Below are 14,972 nucleotides of genomic sequence, written 5' to 3' on the forward strand. Positions count from 1 at the left end.
CAAGGGATACGCTCGGGCCGTGACCGAGCTGCCCCCGGACGAGGAGCTCGTCGCGGCCCTGCGGGCCGGCGACGGCGCGGCGTTCGCGGACGTGCTCGACGCCTGGTCGTCGTCGATGCTGCGGCTGGCCCGGTCCTTCGTCTCGACGCACGCGACCGCCGAGGAGGTCGTGCAGGACACCTGGCTCGCCGTCGTGACGGGCCTGGGCGCCTTCGAAGGGCGGTCGTCGGTCAAGACGTGGGTGTACCGGATCCTGGTCAACACGGCCAAGAAACGCGGGGCGCGCGAGAAGCGCAGCGTCCCGTGGACGAGCCTGCTGCCCGGCGACGAGGACCACGGCCCGACGGTGGATCCCGGCCGGTTCCGGGGCCCCGGCGGCGCCTATCCCGGGCATTGGCGGGAAGTCCCCGAAGCGTGGGCGTCGCCGGAGAAGACCGCACTGGCACTGGAAGTCCGCGAGGTGATCACCGGCGCGCTGGCCGAGCTGCCCGCGCGGCAGCGCGCCGTGATCAGCCTGCGCGACGTCGCCGACCACACCGCCGAGGAGGTCTGCGAGATCCTGCAGATCACCGCGGCGAACCAGCGGGTGCTGCTGCACCGCGCCCGCGCGGTCGTCCGGGAACGCCTGGCCGGCTACCTGGGGGCGGCGGGATGACCTGCGATGAGTTCGTCGAGCTGGTCACGGCGTTCCTCGACGATGCGCTCGACCCGGCGACGGAGGACCGGTTCGTCGAGCACCTGTCCCGCTGCGACGGCTGCGAGCGTTACCTGGCCCAGTTCCGCACCACGATCGCGGAACTGGGCGAGCTGCCCGCGGAGTCGCTGTCACCCGCGGTGCGTGCGGACCTCCTGGACGCCTTCCGCGACTGGCACCGCGGCTGAGTCCCGCAGGGTCGGGCGCAGCGCGAGGACCACCGCCGTCGTGACCACCAGGTGCATCAGCATCAGCCCGACGACGTTGGCGGCGGTCGCGCCCGCGGTCAGGAGCAGCAGGTCCGGGACCCAGGTCAGGACGAGGACCGCGGGCACGACCACGCGCAGCGCCTGGGGAGCCCGGCGGGCGATCAGGATCCAGCCCGCGGTGCCGAGGAGCAGCCCCAGCACGGTCGCCGGCAGGTAGGCGGGGGCGTTGAGGCCCATGCCGATCCCGCCGTCGTCGAGCGAGGACGCGGTGAGCGCTATGACGGCGTTGACGGCGGCGGCCGCCACGACGGCGACCCCCAGGCGGAGAGCCGTGGCGGACGTCCGGGTGGCGGTGGGGGTCATCGCTCCTCCTTGGGTTGCGTATTAAACCCAAAGGTAGATTGAGTTGCGTGTTAAAGTCAAGCGTGGACGAGCAGGCAGAGGAGCCGTTCGAGCGGCTCGGCAGAGACGAGCGGCGTGTGTGGATCAACCTCGCGAAGGTTCTGCTCACCCTGCCGGGAGCGCTGGAGAGCCAGCTGCTGCGCGACGCCGACCTGACGTTGCTGGGCTACATGATCCTGGCGCGGCTTTCGGTGGTGCCGGGGGAGAACCTGCGGATGAGCGAGATCGCCGAGATGGCCAACGGGTCCCTGCCGCGGATTTCCCACGCGGTGGCCCGGCTCGAGGATCGCGGGTGGGTGACCCGCAAGGTGTGCACGGGTCAGGGGCGCCGCTTCACGATCGCGACCCTCACGGACGCCGGCCGCGAGCACCTGGCGGCCGCGTCGCCCGCGCACGTGGCGAACGTGCGGCGGCTGGTGGTCGACCCGCTCGGCGACGACTTCGTGCGGCTCGGCGGCGCCGTCGAGCGGATCGTCGAGAACCTGGGGCTGCCGACCGAAGTCCTCAAGCGGCCGAATCCCTGATCGGCGTCAGCGCAGGTGCGAGGCGCCGTTGACGTCGAGGATCGCGCCGGAGCTCCACGCCGCCTCCGGTGAGGCGAGGTGGACGATCGCCGCGGCGACGTCCTCGGCGGTGCCCACCCGCCCGAACGGGCTCTGGTCCCGCAGCGCTTCGCCGCCCGGGCCGGTGAGTTTGGCCTCCTGGCGCTCGGTCGCGACGAACCCGGGCGCCACCGACGTCACGGAAATCCCGTGCGGCGCCAGGGCGATCGCCATCGACTGGCCGAACGCGTGCAGGGCCGCCTTGCTCGCGCCGTAGGCCGGGTGCTCGGGTTCGCCGCGGAACGCGCCGCGCGAGCCGACATTGACGACGCTGCCCGGCCGTTCGTGCTCGATCAGATGCCGGGCGACCGCCCAGGTGACGTTCGCGGCGCCGAGGAGGTTGACGTCGACCGTGCGCCGCCACACTTCCACCCACTGGTCGTAGCCGACCTCGGAAACGGCGTGGCGGGTCTGCTCCGTCGGGGCTTGGGCGGCGTTGTTGACCAGGACGTCGACGCGGCCGAGCGTCGCGATCGCCTCGTCGACGACCTGGCGCGCCGCGGCCGGATCACCCAGGTCGCCGGCGATGCACGTGTGCCCGGACCCCGTCAGTTCCCGGAGCGTCGCCTCGGCGTCGTCGCGCCGGGTCGCGTAGTGGACCGCCACGCGGTAGCCGCGTGCCGCGAAGGCGACGGCAGTGGCCCGGCCGATGCCCCGCGAGCCGCCGGTGACCAGCACGCCCTTGTGTTCGGTCATCGTTCGGCTCCCGGGGAGACGGACAGGGCGCGCAGATCGTCGAAAGCCTGCGAGAGATGGACGTCCAGGCTCTGCGACGGGTCGTCGATCCAGGCCTGGGCCGCGTGGTGGAAGGTCGCCCAGCCGGTCTGCGCGGCCAGCGCCGCCGGCCCGCCGGGGACGCCACGCCGGCGCAACGCCTCCGCCAGGGCGTCGCCGAGCGACGCGTGCTTGGCCAGTTCGCGTTCGCGCAGCGCCGGGGTCGCGGCGATGATCGCCAGCCGGGGCTCGGAGAACGGGCGGTTGGCCTCGAGGATCAGCGCGGCTTTCCGGAACGCGCGCAGCAGGATCTCGAACGGCGTGAGGCCGTCAGGTGCTTCGGCGACCTCCTGGGTCATCGTGTCGCGCAGGTCGGCTTCGCCGTCGAAGAGCACTTCGCGCTTGTCCGGGAAGTGCCGGAAGTACGTGCGCTCGTTGAGGCCGGCCCGCGCGGCGATCTCCGCCGTGGTGGTCCGGTCGAACCCGCGTTCCCCGTACAGCTCGAGAGCCGCCTGCTGGAGGCGGCGGCGCGCTTCCGCTCCGCTTCGTGGCACGAGCCGAGGCTACCGCATTCCGTCAGTGACTGGCGTCACGTTGCGTCAGTCGCTGGCGCTACGCGTAAAGTCAGTGACTGGCGCTAAGTAGTGCCAGTCACTGGCGTTAACGGGAGTGTCCGCATGCATGTCTTCGTCACCGGTGGTTCCGGCCAGACCGGCCCCACCGTCGTCGCCGAGCTCCTCGCGGCCGGCCACACCGTCACCGGTCTCGCGCGCTCGGACGCGGCCGCCGCCCGGCTGGAGTCGTTGGGCGCCACCGTAATCAGCGGCTCTCTGGAGGATCTCGACAGCCTGCGCGGCGGCGCCGAAGCCGCCGACGGCGTCCTGCACATGGCCTTCGGCGGCGACTTCGCCGACCCGGACGACCTGACCCGTCGCGACACGGCGGCGATCGAGGCGCTCGGCCGCGCGGGCAAGCGGTTCGTCAGCACGTCGGGCACGCTGGTCCTGCCGGGCGGCCGGGAGTGCACCGAGCGGGACGAGCCCGACGCGCACGGAATCGCCGGCTTCCGCATCCCGGGCGAACGGGCATGCCTGGACGCCGGCGGCACGGTGGTCCGGCTCGCGCCGACGGTTCACGGGCCCGAAGACCACGGGTTCATCCCGATGCTCATCACCACGGCACGCCAGTCCGGCGTGTCGGCGTATGTCGGCGACGGCGCCAACCGCTGGCCCGCAGTCCACCGGCGCGACGCGGCGATCTTGTTCCACTTGGCGTTGGAAGAGGCTCCCGCCGGGAGCGTGCTGCACGGCGTGGCGGAAAACGTGCCGTTCAAGAGCATCGCGGAGACGATCGCCCGCAAGCTCGGCGTGCCCACGGTTTCCTTGACTTCGGAGGAGGCTGCGACGCATTTCCCGAGCCCGTTCATGGCCCGGGTGTTCGGCTTCGACGGGCCGGTTTCCAGTGCCGGAACGCGACTGCTCGGCTGGGAGCCGACGCACCCGGGCCTGCTGGAAGACCTGGAAACCGGCGACTACTTCGCCGCGCGGGCCTAGCTTTCGAGCGGGTCGAGCCGCGGGGTTTCCCCCGGCCCCGCGGGGAAGTGGGCGATGAACGTGACGCCGTCCTCCTGAGCGTCGAACCGGGCGATCCGCGCGGCTTCGGGCTCGTAGAACACGTCGCCCGGCCGGAGCAGCGTCTCGGGCTCGCCCTCGATCTGGTACACCGCCGAACCCGCCTCGATGCTGCCGAACACCGGTCCATTGTGGACGTGCAGGCCGGTGCCGAAGTCCGGGGCGATCGTGATGCGGCGGATCTCGACGTGGTCGACCACGCGCGGGGCCGGAAGCTGCTGCTCCAGCACCATGGTCCGGGTGACGGGCTCGGCGGGGACGGGCGCGGGCTCGGCGCCGGCGACCGGGTCGCCGAGCTCCGTCGCGGTGCCGTCGGCGGGGATCTCCTCGATCGCCAGGTGGGTCATCGCGCTCGTGTCGGTGGCGCCGTGCCAGTGCCACTCGCCGGCGGCGACGCGGACCGTGTCGCCGGGCCGGACCAGCTGGGCCGGGCCTCCGCGCCGTTGCACGTACCCGGTGCCCTCGGTGACGACGAGGACCTGGCCGAGCGGGTGCCGGTGCCAGCGCGTGCGGGCGCCGGGCGCGAACTGCACCCGGTCGACCCGGGTGCGCGACGGGCCCTCGGGGACGGCGAGCGACGTGATCCACGCACTGCCGGAGATCGCGTCGGCGGGCGCGGCGGTGCTGGGGGGAACGGGACGGACGTGCACGGCGGGGCTCCTCAGCGGGCGTGGGTGGTGAGCAGGGCCAGGACGCCGGAAACGGCCTGGTCGAACGGTTCGGGCGCGTCCGCGGCGCGCGCCAGCACGTAGCCGCCCTGCAGGACGGCGACGACGGTGGCGGCCAGCGCGGCGGTGTCCAGCCCGGCGGGCAGCTCGCCCGCCGCCTTGCCCTCGTCGAGGACCTCGGCCAGCCGGGCGCGAAGGCGCGTCAGGGTCTCGTCGACCGGCGCGCGCAGCTCCGGGTCGGCGACGATCTCGGGGTCCTGCGTGAGCCGCCCGATCGGGCAGCCCCGCAGCACTTCGCGCTCACGGCGCAGGTACGCGGTGATCCGCTCGAGCGCGGTCCCGGGCCCGCGCAGCTGCGCCTCGGCGGCCGCCAGCAGCTCGTCCGCGCTGCGCCGCACGGCTTCCAGCGCCAGCTCCCGCTTGCCGGAGAAGTGGTGGTACATGCTGCCCTGCCCGGCGCCGGCGTGCTGCTGGATGGCCTTGGGGCTGGTGCCCACGTAGCCGCGTTCCCACAACAGCTCGCGGGTGCTGTCGATGAGCTGGTTCCTGGTGTCCACGCCGAGCACTGTACATACTAGTAGGTACAGAGACCAGAGCCGTCCCCGCCGAAAGGGGCGCGCAAGGCTCAGTGCACCGGCTCGAGAAGGGGATGCGGCCGCGCGAGAACGGCGCTGACCTGGCCCTCTTCCGGCGACGGCGGCGTCAGTCCCGGGCCCGGCGTCATCACCGTCTCGGCGAGCGTGACCTCGGCGCCGCAGCGCAGGCAGGTGCCCGACTGCGGCACCTCGCCGTCGCAGCCCGCGTGGACGAACACGCGCCGCCGGCCGCCCGGTGCGTAGTGCTCGTCGCCCCAGGCCGACAGGGCGCGGACGACCGGCCAGAGCCCGCGGCCCTTGGCAGTCAGCTCGTATTCGCTGCGCTTGCCGGGGCCCGGCACCCGCGCCAGCACGCCTTCGCCGATCAGGAACTCCAGCCGTTCGGTCAGGACCGCGCGCGGGATGCCCAGGTGCTCGACGAAGTCGCTGAAGCGGCGGACGCCGAAGACGGCATCGCGGACGATCAGCAGCGTCCAGCGCTCTCCGACGATTTCCAGGGCGCGGACCATCGAGCAGGCCTGGTTGGTGTATTCGCGGGGGAGTGCCATGCGTCCCAGTCTGCCACAGAAGAGTTCGGTCATCGAACCAACCGTGCTAGCCTTCCAGCGAAAGAGTTCGGTGACCGAATCAAGAGGAGTTCGCATGGCCAGCCGCCCGGGAGCCGTCCTCGTCGCCTCCGGTGGCGCGACCCTGCTCGCGCTCTTCGTGTTCACCGCGCCGCTCTCGATCGTCCCGGCCGTGGCCGGCGGGCTCGGGGCCGGTGCGGTCGCGACGTCGTGGATCCTCAGCTCGATGAGCCTCGGCCTGGCCGTCGCGCTGCTGCCGGCCGGCGCGGTCGGCGACGACTTCGGCCGGCGGCGCGTCTTCGTCGCCGGCGCCCTCGTGACGGCCGTGGGGTCCGTGCTCTGCGCGGTCGCGCCCGGGCCGCTGACGTTCATCGCCGGCCGGGTCGTCGAAGGCCTCGGCGGCGCCGCGCTGATCGCGTGCGGGCTCGCCGTGCTCGGGCCCGCGTTCCCGGATGCGGCCAGCCGCGCCCGCGCGAGCGGCCTGTGGGGTGCCTGCGTCGGCGCGGGCATCGCGATCGGCCCGCTGGCCGGCGCGGCCCTCGACGACGACTGGCGCGTGCTCTACATCGTGATCACGGCGCTGTCGCTCGGCGTCGCTGTGCTCGGGCGGGTTCTGCTCGAGGAGTCCGTTTCGGGGCGGGCGCGGACGATCGACCTGCCCGGCGCGCTGCTGCTGGGCGGCGGGCTCGCGGCGCTGCTGGCCGCGCTGACCGAAGGCAGGCAGGGCTGGACGAGCCCCTTCGAACTGGCGCTGATCGCGGCGGCGGTCGTACTGCTCATCGCGTTCTTCGCCCACCAGAACTCGTCCGGCGGCGGGATGCTCGACCTCACGCTCTTCCGCCGCCCCGCGCTGGTGTCGGCCACGGCGGGCGCGTTCGTCGCGGGCGCCGGGGTCACCGCGCTGATGGCGTTCCTCTGCACGATGCTCGAGAACGGCCTCGCGCTCAGCCCCCTGGCGGCGGCGCTGGTGGTACTGGCCTGGTCGGCGACGAGCGTGCTTTCGGCACTGCTGACCCGCCGGCTCCCGGCCACCCTCTCCGGCGGCACGCGGCTGAGCGGCGGCCTGGTCGTGGTGGCGGCGGGACTCGTCCCGCTCGCGTTCGTCACCCCGGGCTCGAGTCCGGGAGCCCTGCTGCCGGGCCTGCTGGTGGCCGGGCTCGGCACCGGCGTGGTGAACGCGTCGCTGGGGCGCGAAGCCGTGGCGAGCGTGCCGCCGCACCGGGCCGGCATGGGCAGCGGTATCAACAACACGAGCCGGTACGTCGGCGCGGCGATCGGCGTCACGGTGGTCAGCGTGCTGGCGGTCCACGGCACGCCGACGCCGGCCACTCTGACCGCGGGCTGGAACACCGCGGTCCTCGTGGGCATCGCGGTCTCGCTGGTGGGCTCGGCGGCGATCGCGGCCCTGACCGCCCGGGCGAAGCGCGCCGCAGCGGCGGTCGCGGCCTAATCGTCCGACTGGGGCATGGCCGCGAGGTGTCGATGGAGGATTGGGGAAGCGGAGTGGCCGGAATCCTCCATCAACGGGCCCCGAGGGCCCCTGCTGTGACGCGACCCTGACGGCGGAACCGTCGCCGGAGTTTCAGTGGGCGAACCCGTTCCAGCGTCACAACTTGCGACCTAGCTGTCCCGGGCCGCGAACCGGTCGAGCATGGCACGCAGTTCACCCGCGCCGACGTTCGCGCCGAAGGCTTCCGCGCCCGGCTCCAGGCGGACGCCCTCGGCCAGCGGGCCGGCGATCAGCGGGTCGAAGCCGAACGCGTCGACCAGTTCCGCCACACGCGCCACGTCGGCCGGGTCGTCGCCGGCGATCGCGATCGCCTTGCGGCCCGGAGTCCCCGCCGGGCGGGCCTCGTCCTCCAGGTCGTGATAACCCATGTGGTTGAACGCCTTCACGACGCGCGCGCCCTCCAAAAAGGACTGGACCGTCTCGCTGGTCGACACGCGCAGGTCGTCGCGGTGGCCGTCGACCTCCCACCAGTAGTTCATCGCGTCGATGACGAGCTTGCCGGCCAGTGCCGCCGCCGGGACGGTGCGGTACTTGCCCAGCGGCAGCGCGAGGAGCACGACGTCCGCCTTGACCGCCGCCTCTTCCGCGGTCGTCGCGACCGCGCCGGGCGTGAGGACGTCGACCGTGAGCGCGATCTTCTCCGGTGCGCCCGAGCCCGCGACGAGCACGTCGTGCCCGGCGGCGAGCGCGAGCCGGGCCAGGACGGTACCCACCTTGCCCGCGCCGAGGATGCCGATGATCATTTCGTCTCCGAGAGAAGGTCACGCACCATCGGGATCACCTTGGTGCCATAGAGTTCGACGGCGCGCAGACGGGCGCTCGCCGGCTGCGACCCGGAGCTGTAGATCAGGTCGAAGCGGCCGACGCCCAGCTCCGCGACCGCGCCGGCGATCTTGCGGGCGACGGTCTCGGGCGAGCCGATGTACAGCGAACCGTGCTCGATCTCGTGGTCGTACTCTTCGCGCTTGATCGGCGCCCAGCCCCGCAGCGCGCCGATCCGGTCGCGGATCACGCGGTAGCGCGGCCAGAACACCTCGCGCGCCTGCTCGTCGGTGTCGGCGACGAACCCGGGGGAGTGCATGCCGACCGGGTGGGCGGTGGTGCCGAACTGCGCGGCGGCCCGGCGGTACAGGTCGAGGTAGGGCGCGAACCGCCCCGGCGGTCCGCCGATGATCGCCAGCATGAGCGGGAGGCCGTGGTGGGCGGTCCGGATCACCGACTGGGGCGAGCCGCCGACGCCGACCCACGTCGTCAGCCTGCCGGATTCGGTCTTCGGGTAGACGTCGGCGTCCTCCAATGGCGGCCGGAGCTTTCCTTGCCAACTAACAGGTTTCTCGTCGAGCAGCCGCACGAACAGGTCGAGCTTCTCCTCGAAGAGCGCGTCGTAGTCGCTCAGGTCGTAGCCGAACAGCGGGAACGACTCGGTGAACGAACCCCGGCCGAGGATCACCTCGGCGCGCCCGTCCGAGAGCGCGTCGACCGTCGCGAAGCGCTGGAACACGCGGACCGGGTCGTCCGAGCTCAGCACCGTGACACCGGAGGACAGCCGGATGCGCGAGGTGCGGGTGGCGATGCCGGCCAGCACGGTCTCGGGCGTGGAGATCGAGTACTCGGGGCGGTGGTGCTCGCCGAGGGCGATCACGTCGACGCCGATCTCGTCGGCGAGGACGGCTTCGTCCACCACCTGCCGGATGGCGGCGGCGTGGGACAGCGGCCGGCCGGCGTCGTCCTCGGGGACGTCGCCGAAGGTGTCGAGGCCGAACTGCAGGTCAGACACGGGAGGGCTCCTTCGTGAGCAGTTCACGCACCCGCGGCGCGACCTCGCGGCCGAGCAGCTCGATCGTCCGGGCCCGCGCGGCCCGCGGGAGGTGCATGATGTCGTACTTGAGGTCGAAGCGGCTCAGGCGCAGGTCCCGCGCCACGGTCGCGATCTTGCGGGCGACGGTCTCCGGGGAGCCGACGAACAGGGCGCCGGTGTCCACTTCGGATAGATAGCGCCGCCGGTCCGGTTCGTAGAAGCCGCGCTCGGCGGCGATCCGCGTCACGACCGGTTCCCAGTACCGCCACCACGTCTCGACGGCTTCTTCGTCGGTGTCGGCGACCAGGCCGAGCGAGTGCTGGCCGACCGGCTGAACGGGGTGCCCGAACTGCTCGAGCGCGCGGTGGTACAGCTCCACGTGACCGGCGAAGCGCTGCGGGCGCCCGCCGATGATCGCCAGCATGAGCGGCAGGCCGTAGCGGGCCGCGCGCACGACGGAGTCCGGGCTGCCGCCCACGCCGATCCAGGTGGGGATCCCGCCCGGGCGCATCCGGGGGTGCAGCGTCTCGTCGGTCAACGGCGCGCGTACGTCGCCGGACCAGGTGACGCTCTCCTCGCGCTGCAAGCGCACGAAGAGGTCGAGCTTCTCCTCGAAGAGGTGCTCGTAGTCGGCGAGGTCGTAGCCGAACAGCGGGAACGACTCCGTCGCCGACGCCCGGCCCAGTACCAGCTGGGCACGCCCGTCCGAGACGGCGTCCAGGGTGGAGAACTCCTGGTAGAGCCGCACCGGGTCGTTCGTGCTCAGCACGGTCACGGAGGTGCCGAGCTTGATGCGCTCGGTCGCCGTGGCGATCGCCGCCAGCAGCACGGGCGCCGCGCTGTCGGTGTGCCCCTCGCGGTAGTGCTCGCCGACGCTGAATACGTCCAGCCCCGCCGCCTCGGCCAGCCGTGCTTCCTCGACGAGCAACCGGACGGTCTCGGCGTCGCCCAGCGTGCGGCCGTCGTCGGTGGCGACCTCGCCGAACGAGTTCAGGCCCAGCTCGATCATGGTGCCTCCTTTGATTGACACGTCAATCATCCGCTCGATATGATTGACGTGTCAACTAGGAGGCAAGGTGACCCGGACGACACGGCGGCGCGTACTGCCGACCACGGAGGAACTGCGCGTCTGGCGCGGGTTCATCGAGACGACCGAAGCCGTGCGTGCCGAGCTCGGCGCGCGGCTGCAGGCGGAGTGCGGGCTCTCGCCGGGGGACTACGCGGTGCTGCTCGCGCTCAGCGAGGCCGAGGGGCAGCGGCTGCGGTCGTCGCAGCTGGCCGACGACATCGGCTGGGAGCGCAGCCGCCTGTCGCACCACCTCGGCCGGATGGAGAAGCGCGGCCTGATCCGGCGCGAGGAGTGCCGGACGGACAACCGCGGCGCCGAGGTGGTGCTGACGGCGGAGGGCTCGGCGGCGTTCCGGGGTGCGACGGTTCCGCACCTGACGGCGGTCCGCGAGCTGTTCGTGGACGCGCTGACCCCGGAGCAGGTCACCGCGGCGGGGGAGATCGCGGCGGCGCTGCGCGCCAAGCTCGGCTAGAGGTCGTAGGTCTTGCCGATGATGTCGCGCTGGATCTCGCTCGTCCCGCCGTACACGGTGGACACCACCGTCGAGCGCAGGAGGCGTTCCATGCCGTACTCGGTCGCGTAGCCGTAGCCGCCCATCATCTGCATGCCGTCGAGAGCCATGGCCTTCGCGAACTCCGTCGCCTTGAGCTTCGCCATGGACGCTTCGCGCGGCAACGGCTTCCCGTCGGACGCGTCGATCTTGCGGGCGACGTCGTGCACCAGCAGGCGGGTGCACTCCAGCTCGGTCGCGTGGTCGGCGATCCGGTGCCGCAGGGCCTGGAACGACCCCACCGGGCGGCCGAACTGGTGCCGCTCGCGGACGTAGGACACCGTGTCGTCGAACGCGCGGCGCGCCGTGCCGAGCATCACGGCCGCCAGGATCATCCGCTCGAGGTTCAGGCCCGCCATCAGCTGCCGCCAGCCCTGGCCGGCCTCGCCCACCACCGCGTCCGCGGGCAGGGCGCAGCCGGTGAAGTAGAGGTCGTTCACCTCGCGCCCGCCCATCGTGTCGATGCCGTGCACGGCCAGGCCTGCAGTGCCGGCCGGGACCGAGAACATCGTCAGGCCGTCGTGCTTGCCGCCGTCGGCGGACGTGCGGGCGACCAGCAGGATGTGGCGGGCGATGTGCGCGTTCGAGCACCACGTCTTCTGCCCGTCGATCACCCAGCCGCCGTCCTGGCGGGCCGCCTTGCACGCGAGGGCGCCGACGTCGGAGCCCGCCCCGGGTTCGGACATCGAGACGGCCAGCACCTCGCCGCGGAGGAAGTCGCTCAGCACTTCGCGTTTGCGCTCTTCCGAAGCGAACTTCTCGTACGACGCCGCGGTGATCACCGACGTGGCGAAGCCGCCGATGGGTGCCTGGTGGTAGGCCGTGGTCTCCAGGAACAACACCAGGTCCAGCATCCCCTGGCCGGCGCCGCCGTACTCCGGCGGGACAGCGACGCCGAGCCAGCCCAGCTCGGCCATCTTCCGGTACAGCGCGTCGTCGTGCGCGGTGGTCCGTTCGCCCACCTCCCGGCGGCAGAAGTCGTCGACGGCGGCGACGAAGTCGCGTTGCTCGGTGGTCAGGCTCACGAGTGCTCCCGGCGATGGTGGAGATACACGGCTACGTGAGATGTATCTTCGTATCTGAGCGGCCGGAACTCAAGGGCCGCTCAGGCGTCGAGCAGCGGGACGAGGTAGCGCCGCGCGAGCGTGGCCAGCTGCTCCTCGTCGTCGAGGTCGACGACGAGGCTCGGGATGGCCAGGAAGGAGGCGGACACCCGGACCATCAGCTCGGCCACGACGTCGGCGTCCAGCTCGGCGCGCACATTTCCCGCGTGCTGCTCGTGCCGGAGCTGGCCGGCCACGAACTCCCGCACGGTGGCCAGTGTGCGTCCGTCGTCGGTGATCATCGACGACGCGAGCAGGCCCGGTTCGGCGGCGATCAGGCCGCCGATCAGCGGGTTGCCGCGGATGGCGCGCAGCGAGCTCACGAAGCCGAGGACGACCCGGTCGGCGACCGTCCCGGCCTGCTTGATCTCGGCGAGGAACCGGTCGAAGTAGCGGCGGTACTCCCGGCGCACGACGTGCTCGACGAGCGTGTCCTTGGTCGCGAACCGCCGGTAGACGGTGATCCGCGAGAGCCCGGCCCGCTTGGCGACGTCCTCCATCGTGGACCGCTGGACGCCCATCCGGCAGAACTGCTCGTAGGCGGCGTCGAGCACGCGGACGCGGATCTCGTCGGCATCACCGACCTGCTCGACGGCGTCGAGATACGCGCGCGCCAGCAAGGACTCCGCACCCGGCTCGGCGGTGAACGGCGACACCACGGGTTCCACGACCACCTCCTGATCCTGCCAGCCTAGGTCCTGTGACCCGGATTCCTCAGTCCAGCATGGAGTTCTTCGTCTCCGGTGCCCACTTCACCGACACCACGAGCCCGACCGCGAGGACCAGGGTCAGGATCAGCATCGTCGGCGAAAAGCCGATTCCGTCCAGCGCCAGCGGCAGCAGGAACGTGCCGATCGCCGAGCCCACGCGGCTCAGGCCGTTCAGCAGGCCCACGCCCGAACTGCGCAGGTCCGTCGGGAACAGCTCCGGCGGGTACACCTGGTCGAGGTTGACCGCCGCCGACATCGTGAACGTGAAGACCAGGAACAGCGGGAACAGCAGCGCCGTCGGGGCGTCCGGCCAGACCGCCATCGGGGCCATCGTCGCGATCAGCACCACGAACGACCAGATCGTCAGGCCGCGGCGGGTCATCTTCGCCACCAGCCACAGGCCGCCGAGGCTGCCCAGCAGCAGGAACAGGTTCAGCACGCCGTCGCTGGTGGTGTCCTCCTCGCCGATGCCGATCTTGAGCAGCACCAGCGGCAGGAACGTGTAGATCGCGAAGTACGGGATCACCTGCGCGTTGTAGAAGATCGCGCCGAACGCCGTGGCGCGCCGGTACTGCTTGCCGAACAGCTCGCGGTACTTCGCGCGCCGCTCCGGGCGGTGGGTGGCCACCAGCTGGTCGAACGCCGCTTCGTCGCCGCGCAGGCGGCGCACCACCGCGCGGGCCTGGTCGAGGCGGCCCTGCGTGAGCAGCCAGCGCGGGGATTCCGGGACGCCGATGCGCAGCAGCACCACGGCGATCGCGGGGACGCAGCTCGTCGCCAGCAGCCAGCGCCATGAGTCGCCGCCCAGGGAGACCAGGTAGTTGCCCAGGAAGAACGCCGCGACGTACCCCACGGTCCACAACACCGTCAGCGAAGCCAAGAGCCCGCCGCGGTACTTGCGGGGGACGAACTCCGCGACCAGCGTCGGCCCGAGCGCGTAGTCGGCGCCGATGCCTATCCCGATCAAGAGCCGCAAGATGAACAGCTGCACCGGATCCTGCACGAAGAACTCCGCGGCCGACGCGACGGCGATCAGCAGGAAGTCCAAAGTGTACAGTCGCTGGCGGCCGATCTTGTCCGCCGCCCAGCCGACCAGCACGCTGCCGAGGAAGATCCCGATCAGCGCCGACGCGCCGAGCAGGCCTTCCCACACCGCGCCGAAGCCGAGCGACGACGCGATCACCGGCAGGGCGATGCTGATGATGCCCAGCTCGTAGCCGTCGGAGTAGTTGGCGCAGAACGTCAGCGCCGTGATGCGCAGGTGGAACCGGTTGAGCGGGACGTCGTCGAACGCCGTTGCCGCCTCACTCGGGGAGGAAGAGGTCGTGCTCTGCGGCATAGTCTTCGAAGCCTTCCAGTCGTTGCCGGGCCGTGGCGCCGGCCGCGTCGGCCATCGCCTCGACCAGCGCCACGGTCAGCGAGACGACCGCGGCGTGGGAGTCGAACACGAACTCCGACGCGACGCCCGCGCTCAGCACGTCGTCGGCGAGCGGGGTCAGCGCCGTGACGGGCCGGTCCGTGATCAGCAGGGTGCGCAGGCCCAGTGCGCGGGCCTGGTCGAGCGCGGCGGCGCTTTCCCGCGGGTAGCGGGGGAGCGCGACCACGACCAGCGTCCGCGCGCCGCACCGGTGGGCGTGGCGCAGGGAGTCGCCGAAGACGCTGCCGGAGTCGGTCAGCAGCCGGACGTCCGGGTGGATCTTCGTGGCCAGGTAAGCGAAAGAGGCGGCCTGGGCCGCGGAGACGCGGTAGCCGGCCACGACGAGCGGGACGGATTCCATGAGCCCCGCCGCGATCGTGCGCAGGCGGGTGTCGTCGGCCAGCTGGGCCCGCAACGCGCCAAGGTTCCGGACGTCGGCGTCGATGGCGTCCTGGAACTTGGTGCCGCCGCACTCCGGCTCGGGCTCGGCCGCGGCTTCCCGCAGGTAGCGGCGGAACCCGGCATAGCCGTCGAACCCGAGCAAGGCGACGAACCGGGTGACCGAAGGCTGGCTGACCTGCGCGTACTCGGCGAGTTCGGCGCTGGTGAGCGCGACGGCCTCGGTGGCGTGGTCGGCCAGGTAGCTGGCGATGCGCCGCTGTGCCGGGGTCAGCCGGTGGGCGGTGAGCAGTTCGTGCAGCGACCGGGACACCGGGTCTCCGTCCTTGTGTGA

At 72.0% G+C, this 14,972-nt stretch carries 19 protein-coding genes; 6 read left to right on the forward strand and 13 right to left on the reverse strand.

Features of this window, described 5'->3' with window-relative positions; all coding sequences use genetic code 11:
- Positions 1–19 precede the first annotated feature (19 nt).
- Entirely contained in the window at positions 20–655 is a 636-nt protein-coding gene (locus QQ657_RS47195) for an RNA polymerase sigma factor (RefSeq protein WP_284748958.1), read from the forward strand.
- Positions 652–882, forward strand: coding sequence for an anti-sigma factor family protein (locus QQ657_RS47200; protein ID WP_284748959.1), 231 nt, complete (start codon positions 652–654; stop codon positions 880–882). The genes QQ657_RS47195 and QQ657_RS47200 overlap by 4 nt, the downstream gene beginning before the upstream one ends.
- On the opposite strand, the gene QQ657_RS47205 is transcribed toward QQ657_RS47200, so the two are convergent.
- Positions 826–1,266 (reverse strand): DUF6069 family protein, encoded by a 441-nt coding sequence (locus tag QQ657_RS47205; RefSeq protein WP_284748960.1) that lies wholly within the window; start codon positions 1,264–1,266, stop codon positions 826–828. The genes QQ657_RS47200 and QQ657_RS47205 overlap by 57 nt on opposite strands.
- Before the next feature lie 47 nt (positions 1,267–1,313).
- Here QQ657_RS47205 and QQ657_RS47210 point away from each other — a divergent pair, with 47 nt between their 5' ends.
- Positions 1,314–1,829 (forward strand): MarR family winged helix-turn-helix transcriptional regulator, encoded by a 516-nt coding sequence (locus tag QQ657_RS47210; RefSeq protein ID WP_284748961.1) that lies wholly within the window; start codon positions 1,314–1,316, stop codon positions 1,827–1,829.
- 6 nt (positions 1,830–1,835) lie between these two features.
- On the opposite strand, the gene QQ657_RS47215 is transcribed toward QQ657_RS47210, so the two are convergent.
- Together QQ657_RS47215 and QQ657_RS47220 are read right to left on the reverse strand one after the other, a co-directional pair.
- Entirely contained in the window at positions 1,836–2,603 is a 768-nt protein-coding gene (locus QQ657_RS47215; protein WP_284748962.1) for an SDR family NAD(P)-dependent oxidoreductase, read from the reverse strand.
- Entirely contained in the window at positions 2,600–3,175 is a 576-nt protein-coding gene (locus QQ657_RS47220) for a TetR/AcrR family transcriptional regulator (protein WP_284748963.1), read from the reverse strand. The genes QQ657_RS47215 and QQ657_RS47220 overlap by 4 nt, the downstream gene beginning before the upstream one ends.
- 123 nt (positions 3,176–3,298) lie before the next feature.
- Between QQ657_RS47220 and QQ657_RS47225 the strand changes: the two genes are divergently transcribed.
- Positions 3,299–4,174, forward strand: coding sequence for an SDR family oxidoreductase (locus tag QQ657_RS47225; RefSeq protein ID WP_284748964.1), 876 nt, complete (start codon positions 3,299–3,301; stop codon positions 4,172–4,174).
- Here QQ657_RS47225 and QQ657_RS47230 read toward each other — a convergent pair.
- The 3 genes from QQ657_RS47230 to QQ657_RS47240 all read right to left on the reverse strand — a co-directional run bounded on the left by QQ657_RS47230 (position 4,171) and on the right by QQ657_RS47240 (position 6,064).
- Positions 4,171–4,902: a cupin domain-containing protein gene (locus QQ657_RS47230; RefSeq protein ID WP_284748965.1), complete on the reverse strand. Its 732-nt coding sequence runs from the start codon at positions 4,900–4,902 to the stop codon at positions 4,171–4,173. The two genes, QQ657_RS47225 and QQ657_RS47230, sit on opposite strands and share 4 nt — an antisense overlap.
- Positions 4,903–4,913: 11 nt before the next feature.
- Complete coding sequence (locus tag QQ657_RS47235) at positions 4,914–5,477, reverse strand: TetR/AcrR family transcriptional regulator (protein ID WP_284748966.1); 564 nt, start codon at positions 5,475–5,477, stop codon at positions 4,914–4,916.
- 68 nt (positions 5,478–5,545) lie between these two features.
- Entirely contained in the window at positions 5,546–6,064 is a 519-nt protein-coding gene (locus QQ657_RS47240; protein ID WP_284748967.1) for a winged helix-turn-helix transcriptional regulator, read from the reverse strand.
- A 94-nt stretch (positions 6,065–6,158) separates the two neighbouring features.
- Here QQ657_RS47240 and QQ657_RS47245 point away from each other — a divergent pair, with 94 nt between their 5' ends.
- Positions 6,159–7,532, forward strand: a complete 1,374-nt coding sequence (locus tag QQ657_RS47245) for an MFS transporter (RefSeq protein ID WP_284748968.1) — start codon at positions 6,159–6,161, stop codon at positions 7,530–7,532.
- Between the two features lie 170 nt (positions 7,533–7,702).
- Here QQ657_RS47245 and QQ657_RS47250 read toward each other — a convergent pair whose 3' ends face one another.
- From QQ657_RS47250 to QQ657_RS47260, 3 genes are read right to left on the reverse strand one after another with little or no spacing between them, the layout of a single operon-like run.
- On the reverse strand, positions 7,703–8,335 hold the full coding sequence (locus QQ657_RS47250) for an NADPH-dependent F420 reductase (protein ID WP_284748969.1): 633 nt from the start codon (positions 8,333–8,335) through the stop codon (positions 7,703–7,705).
- Positions 8,332–9,369: an LLM class flavin-dependent oxidoreductase gene (locus QQ657_RS47255; RefSeq protein ID WP_284748970.1), complete on the reverse strand. Its 1,038-nt coding sequence runs from the start codon at positions 9,367–9,369 to the stop codon at positions 8,332–8,334. Before QQ657_RS47255 ends, QQ657_RS47250 begins: the two co-directional genes overlap by 4 nt.
- The gene (locus QQ657_RS47260; RefSeq protein WP_284748971.1) at positions 9,362–10,399 is read right to left on the reverse strand and encodes an LLM class flavin-dependent oxidoreductase; all 1,038 of its coding nucleotides are present in this window, start codon (positions 10,397–10,399) and stop codon (positions 9,362–9,364) included. The genes QQ657_RS47255 and QQ657_RS47260 overlap by 8 nt, the downstream gene beginning before the upstream one ends.
- A 67-nt stretch (positions 10,400–10,466) precedes the next feature.
- Here QQ657_RS47260 and QQ657_RS47265 point away from each other — a divergent pair, with 67 nt between their 5' ends.
- Positions 10,467–10,931, forward strand: coding sequence for a MarR family winged helix-turn-helix transcriptional regulator (locus QQ657_RS47265; protein ID WP_284748972.1), 465 nt, complete (start codon positions 10,467–10,469; stop codon positions 10,929–10,931).
- Here QQ657_RS47265 and QQ657_RS47270 read toward each other — a convergent pair.
- The 4 genes from QQ657_RS47270 to QQ657_RS47285 all read right to left on the reverse strand — a co-directional run bounded on the left by QQ657_RS47270 (position 10,928) and on the right by QQ657_RS47285 (position 14,951).
- Positions 10,928–12,034, reverse strand: coding sequence for an acyl-CoA dehydrogenase family protein (locus QQ657_RS47270; protein WP_284748973.1), 1,107 nt, complete (start codon positions 12,032–12,034; stop codon positions 10,928–10,930). The two genes, QQ657_RS47265 and QQ657_RS47270, sit on opposite strands and share 4 nt — an antisense overlap.
- A gap of 80 nt (positions 12,035–12,114) precedes the next feature.
- Positions 12,115–12,780, reverse strand: coding sequence for a TetR/AcrR family transcriptional regulator (locus QQ657_RS47275; RefSeq protein ID WP_284748974.1), 666 nt, complete (start codon positions 12,778–12,780; stop codon positions 12,115–12,117).
- A 46-nt stretch (positions 12,781–12,826) separates the two neighbouring features.
- Positions 12,827–14,161, reverse strand: a complete 1,335-nt coding sequence (locus tag QQ657_RS47280; RefSeq protein WP_284748975.1) for an MFS transporter — start codon at positions 14,159–14,161, stop codon at positions 12,827–12,829.
- Positions 14,127–14,951 carry a MurR/RpiR family transcriptional regulator gene (locus tag QQ657_RS47285; protein ID WP_284748976.1) on the reverse strand — a complete coding sequence of 275 codons (825 nt, stop codon included), beginning with the start codon at positions 14,949–14,951 and terminating at the stop codon, positions 14,127–14,129. The genes QQ657_RS47280 and QQ657_RS47285 overlap by 35 nt, the downstream gene beginning before the upstream one ends.
- Between the last annotated feature and the right edge of the window lie 21 nt (positions 14,952–14,972).

The sequence above is a fragment of the Amycolatopsis ponsaeliensis genome, from assembly GCF_030182635.1.
In the GTDB taxonomy this organism is placed as follows: domain Bacteria; phylum Actinomycetota; class Actinomycetes; order Mycobacteriales; family Pseudonocardiaceae; genus Amycolatopsis; species Amycolatopsis ponsaeliensis.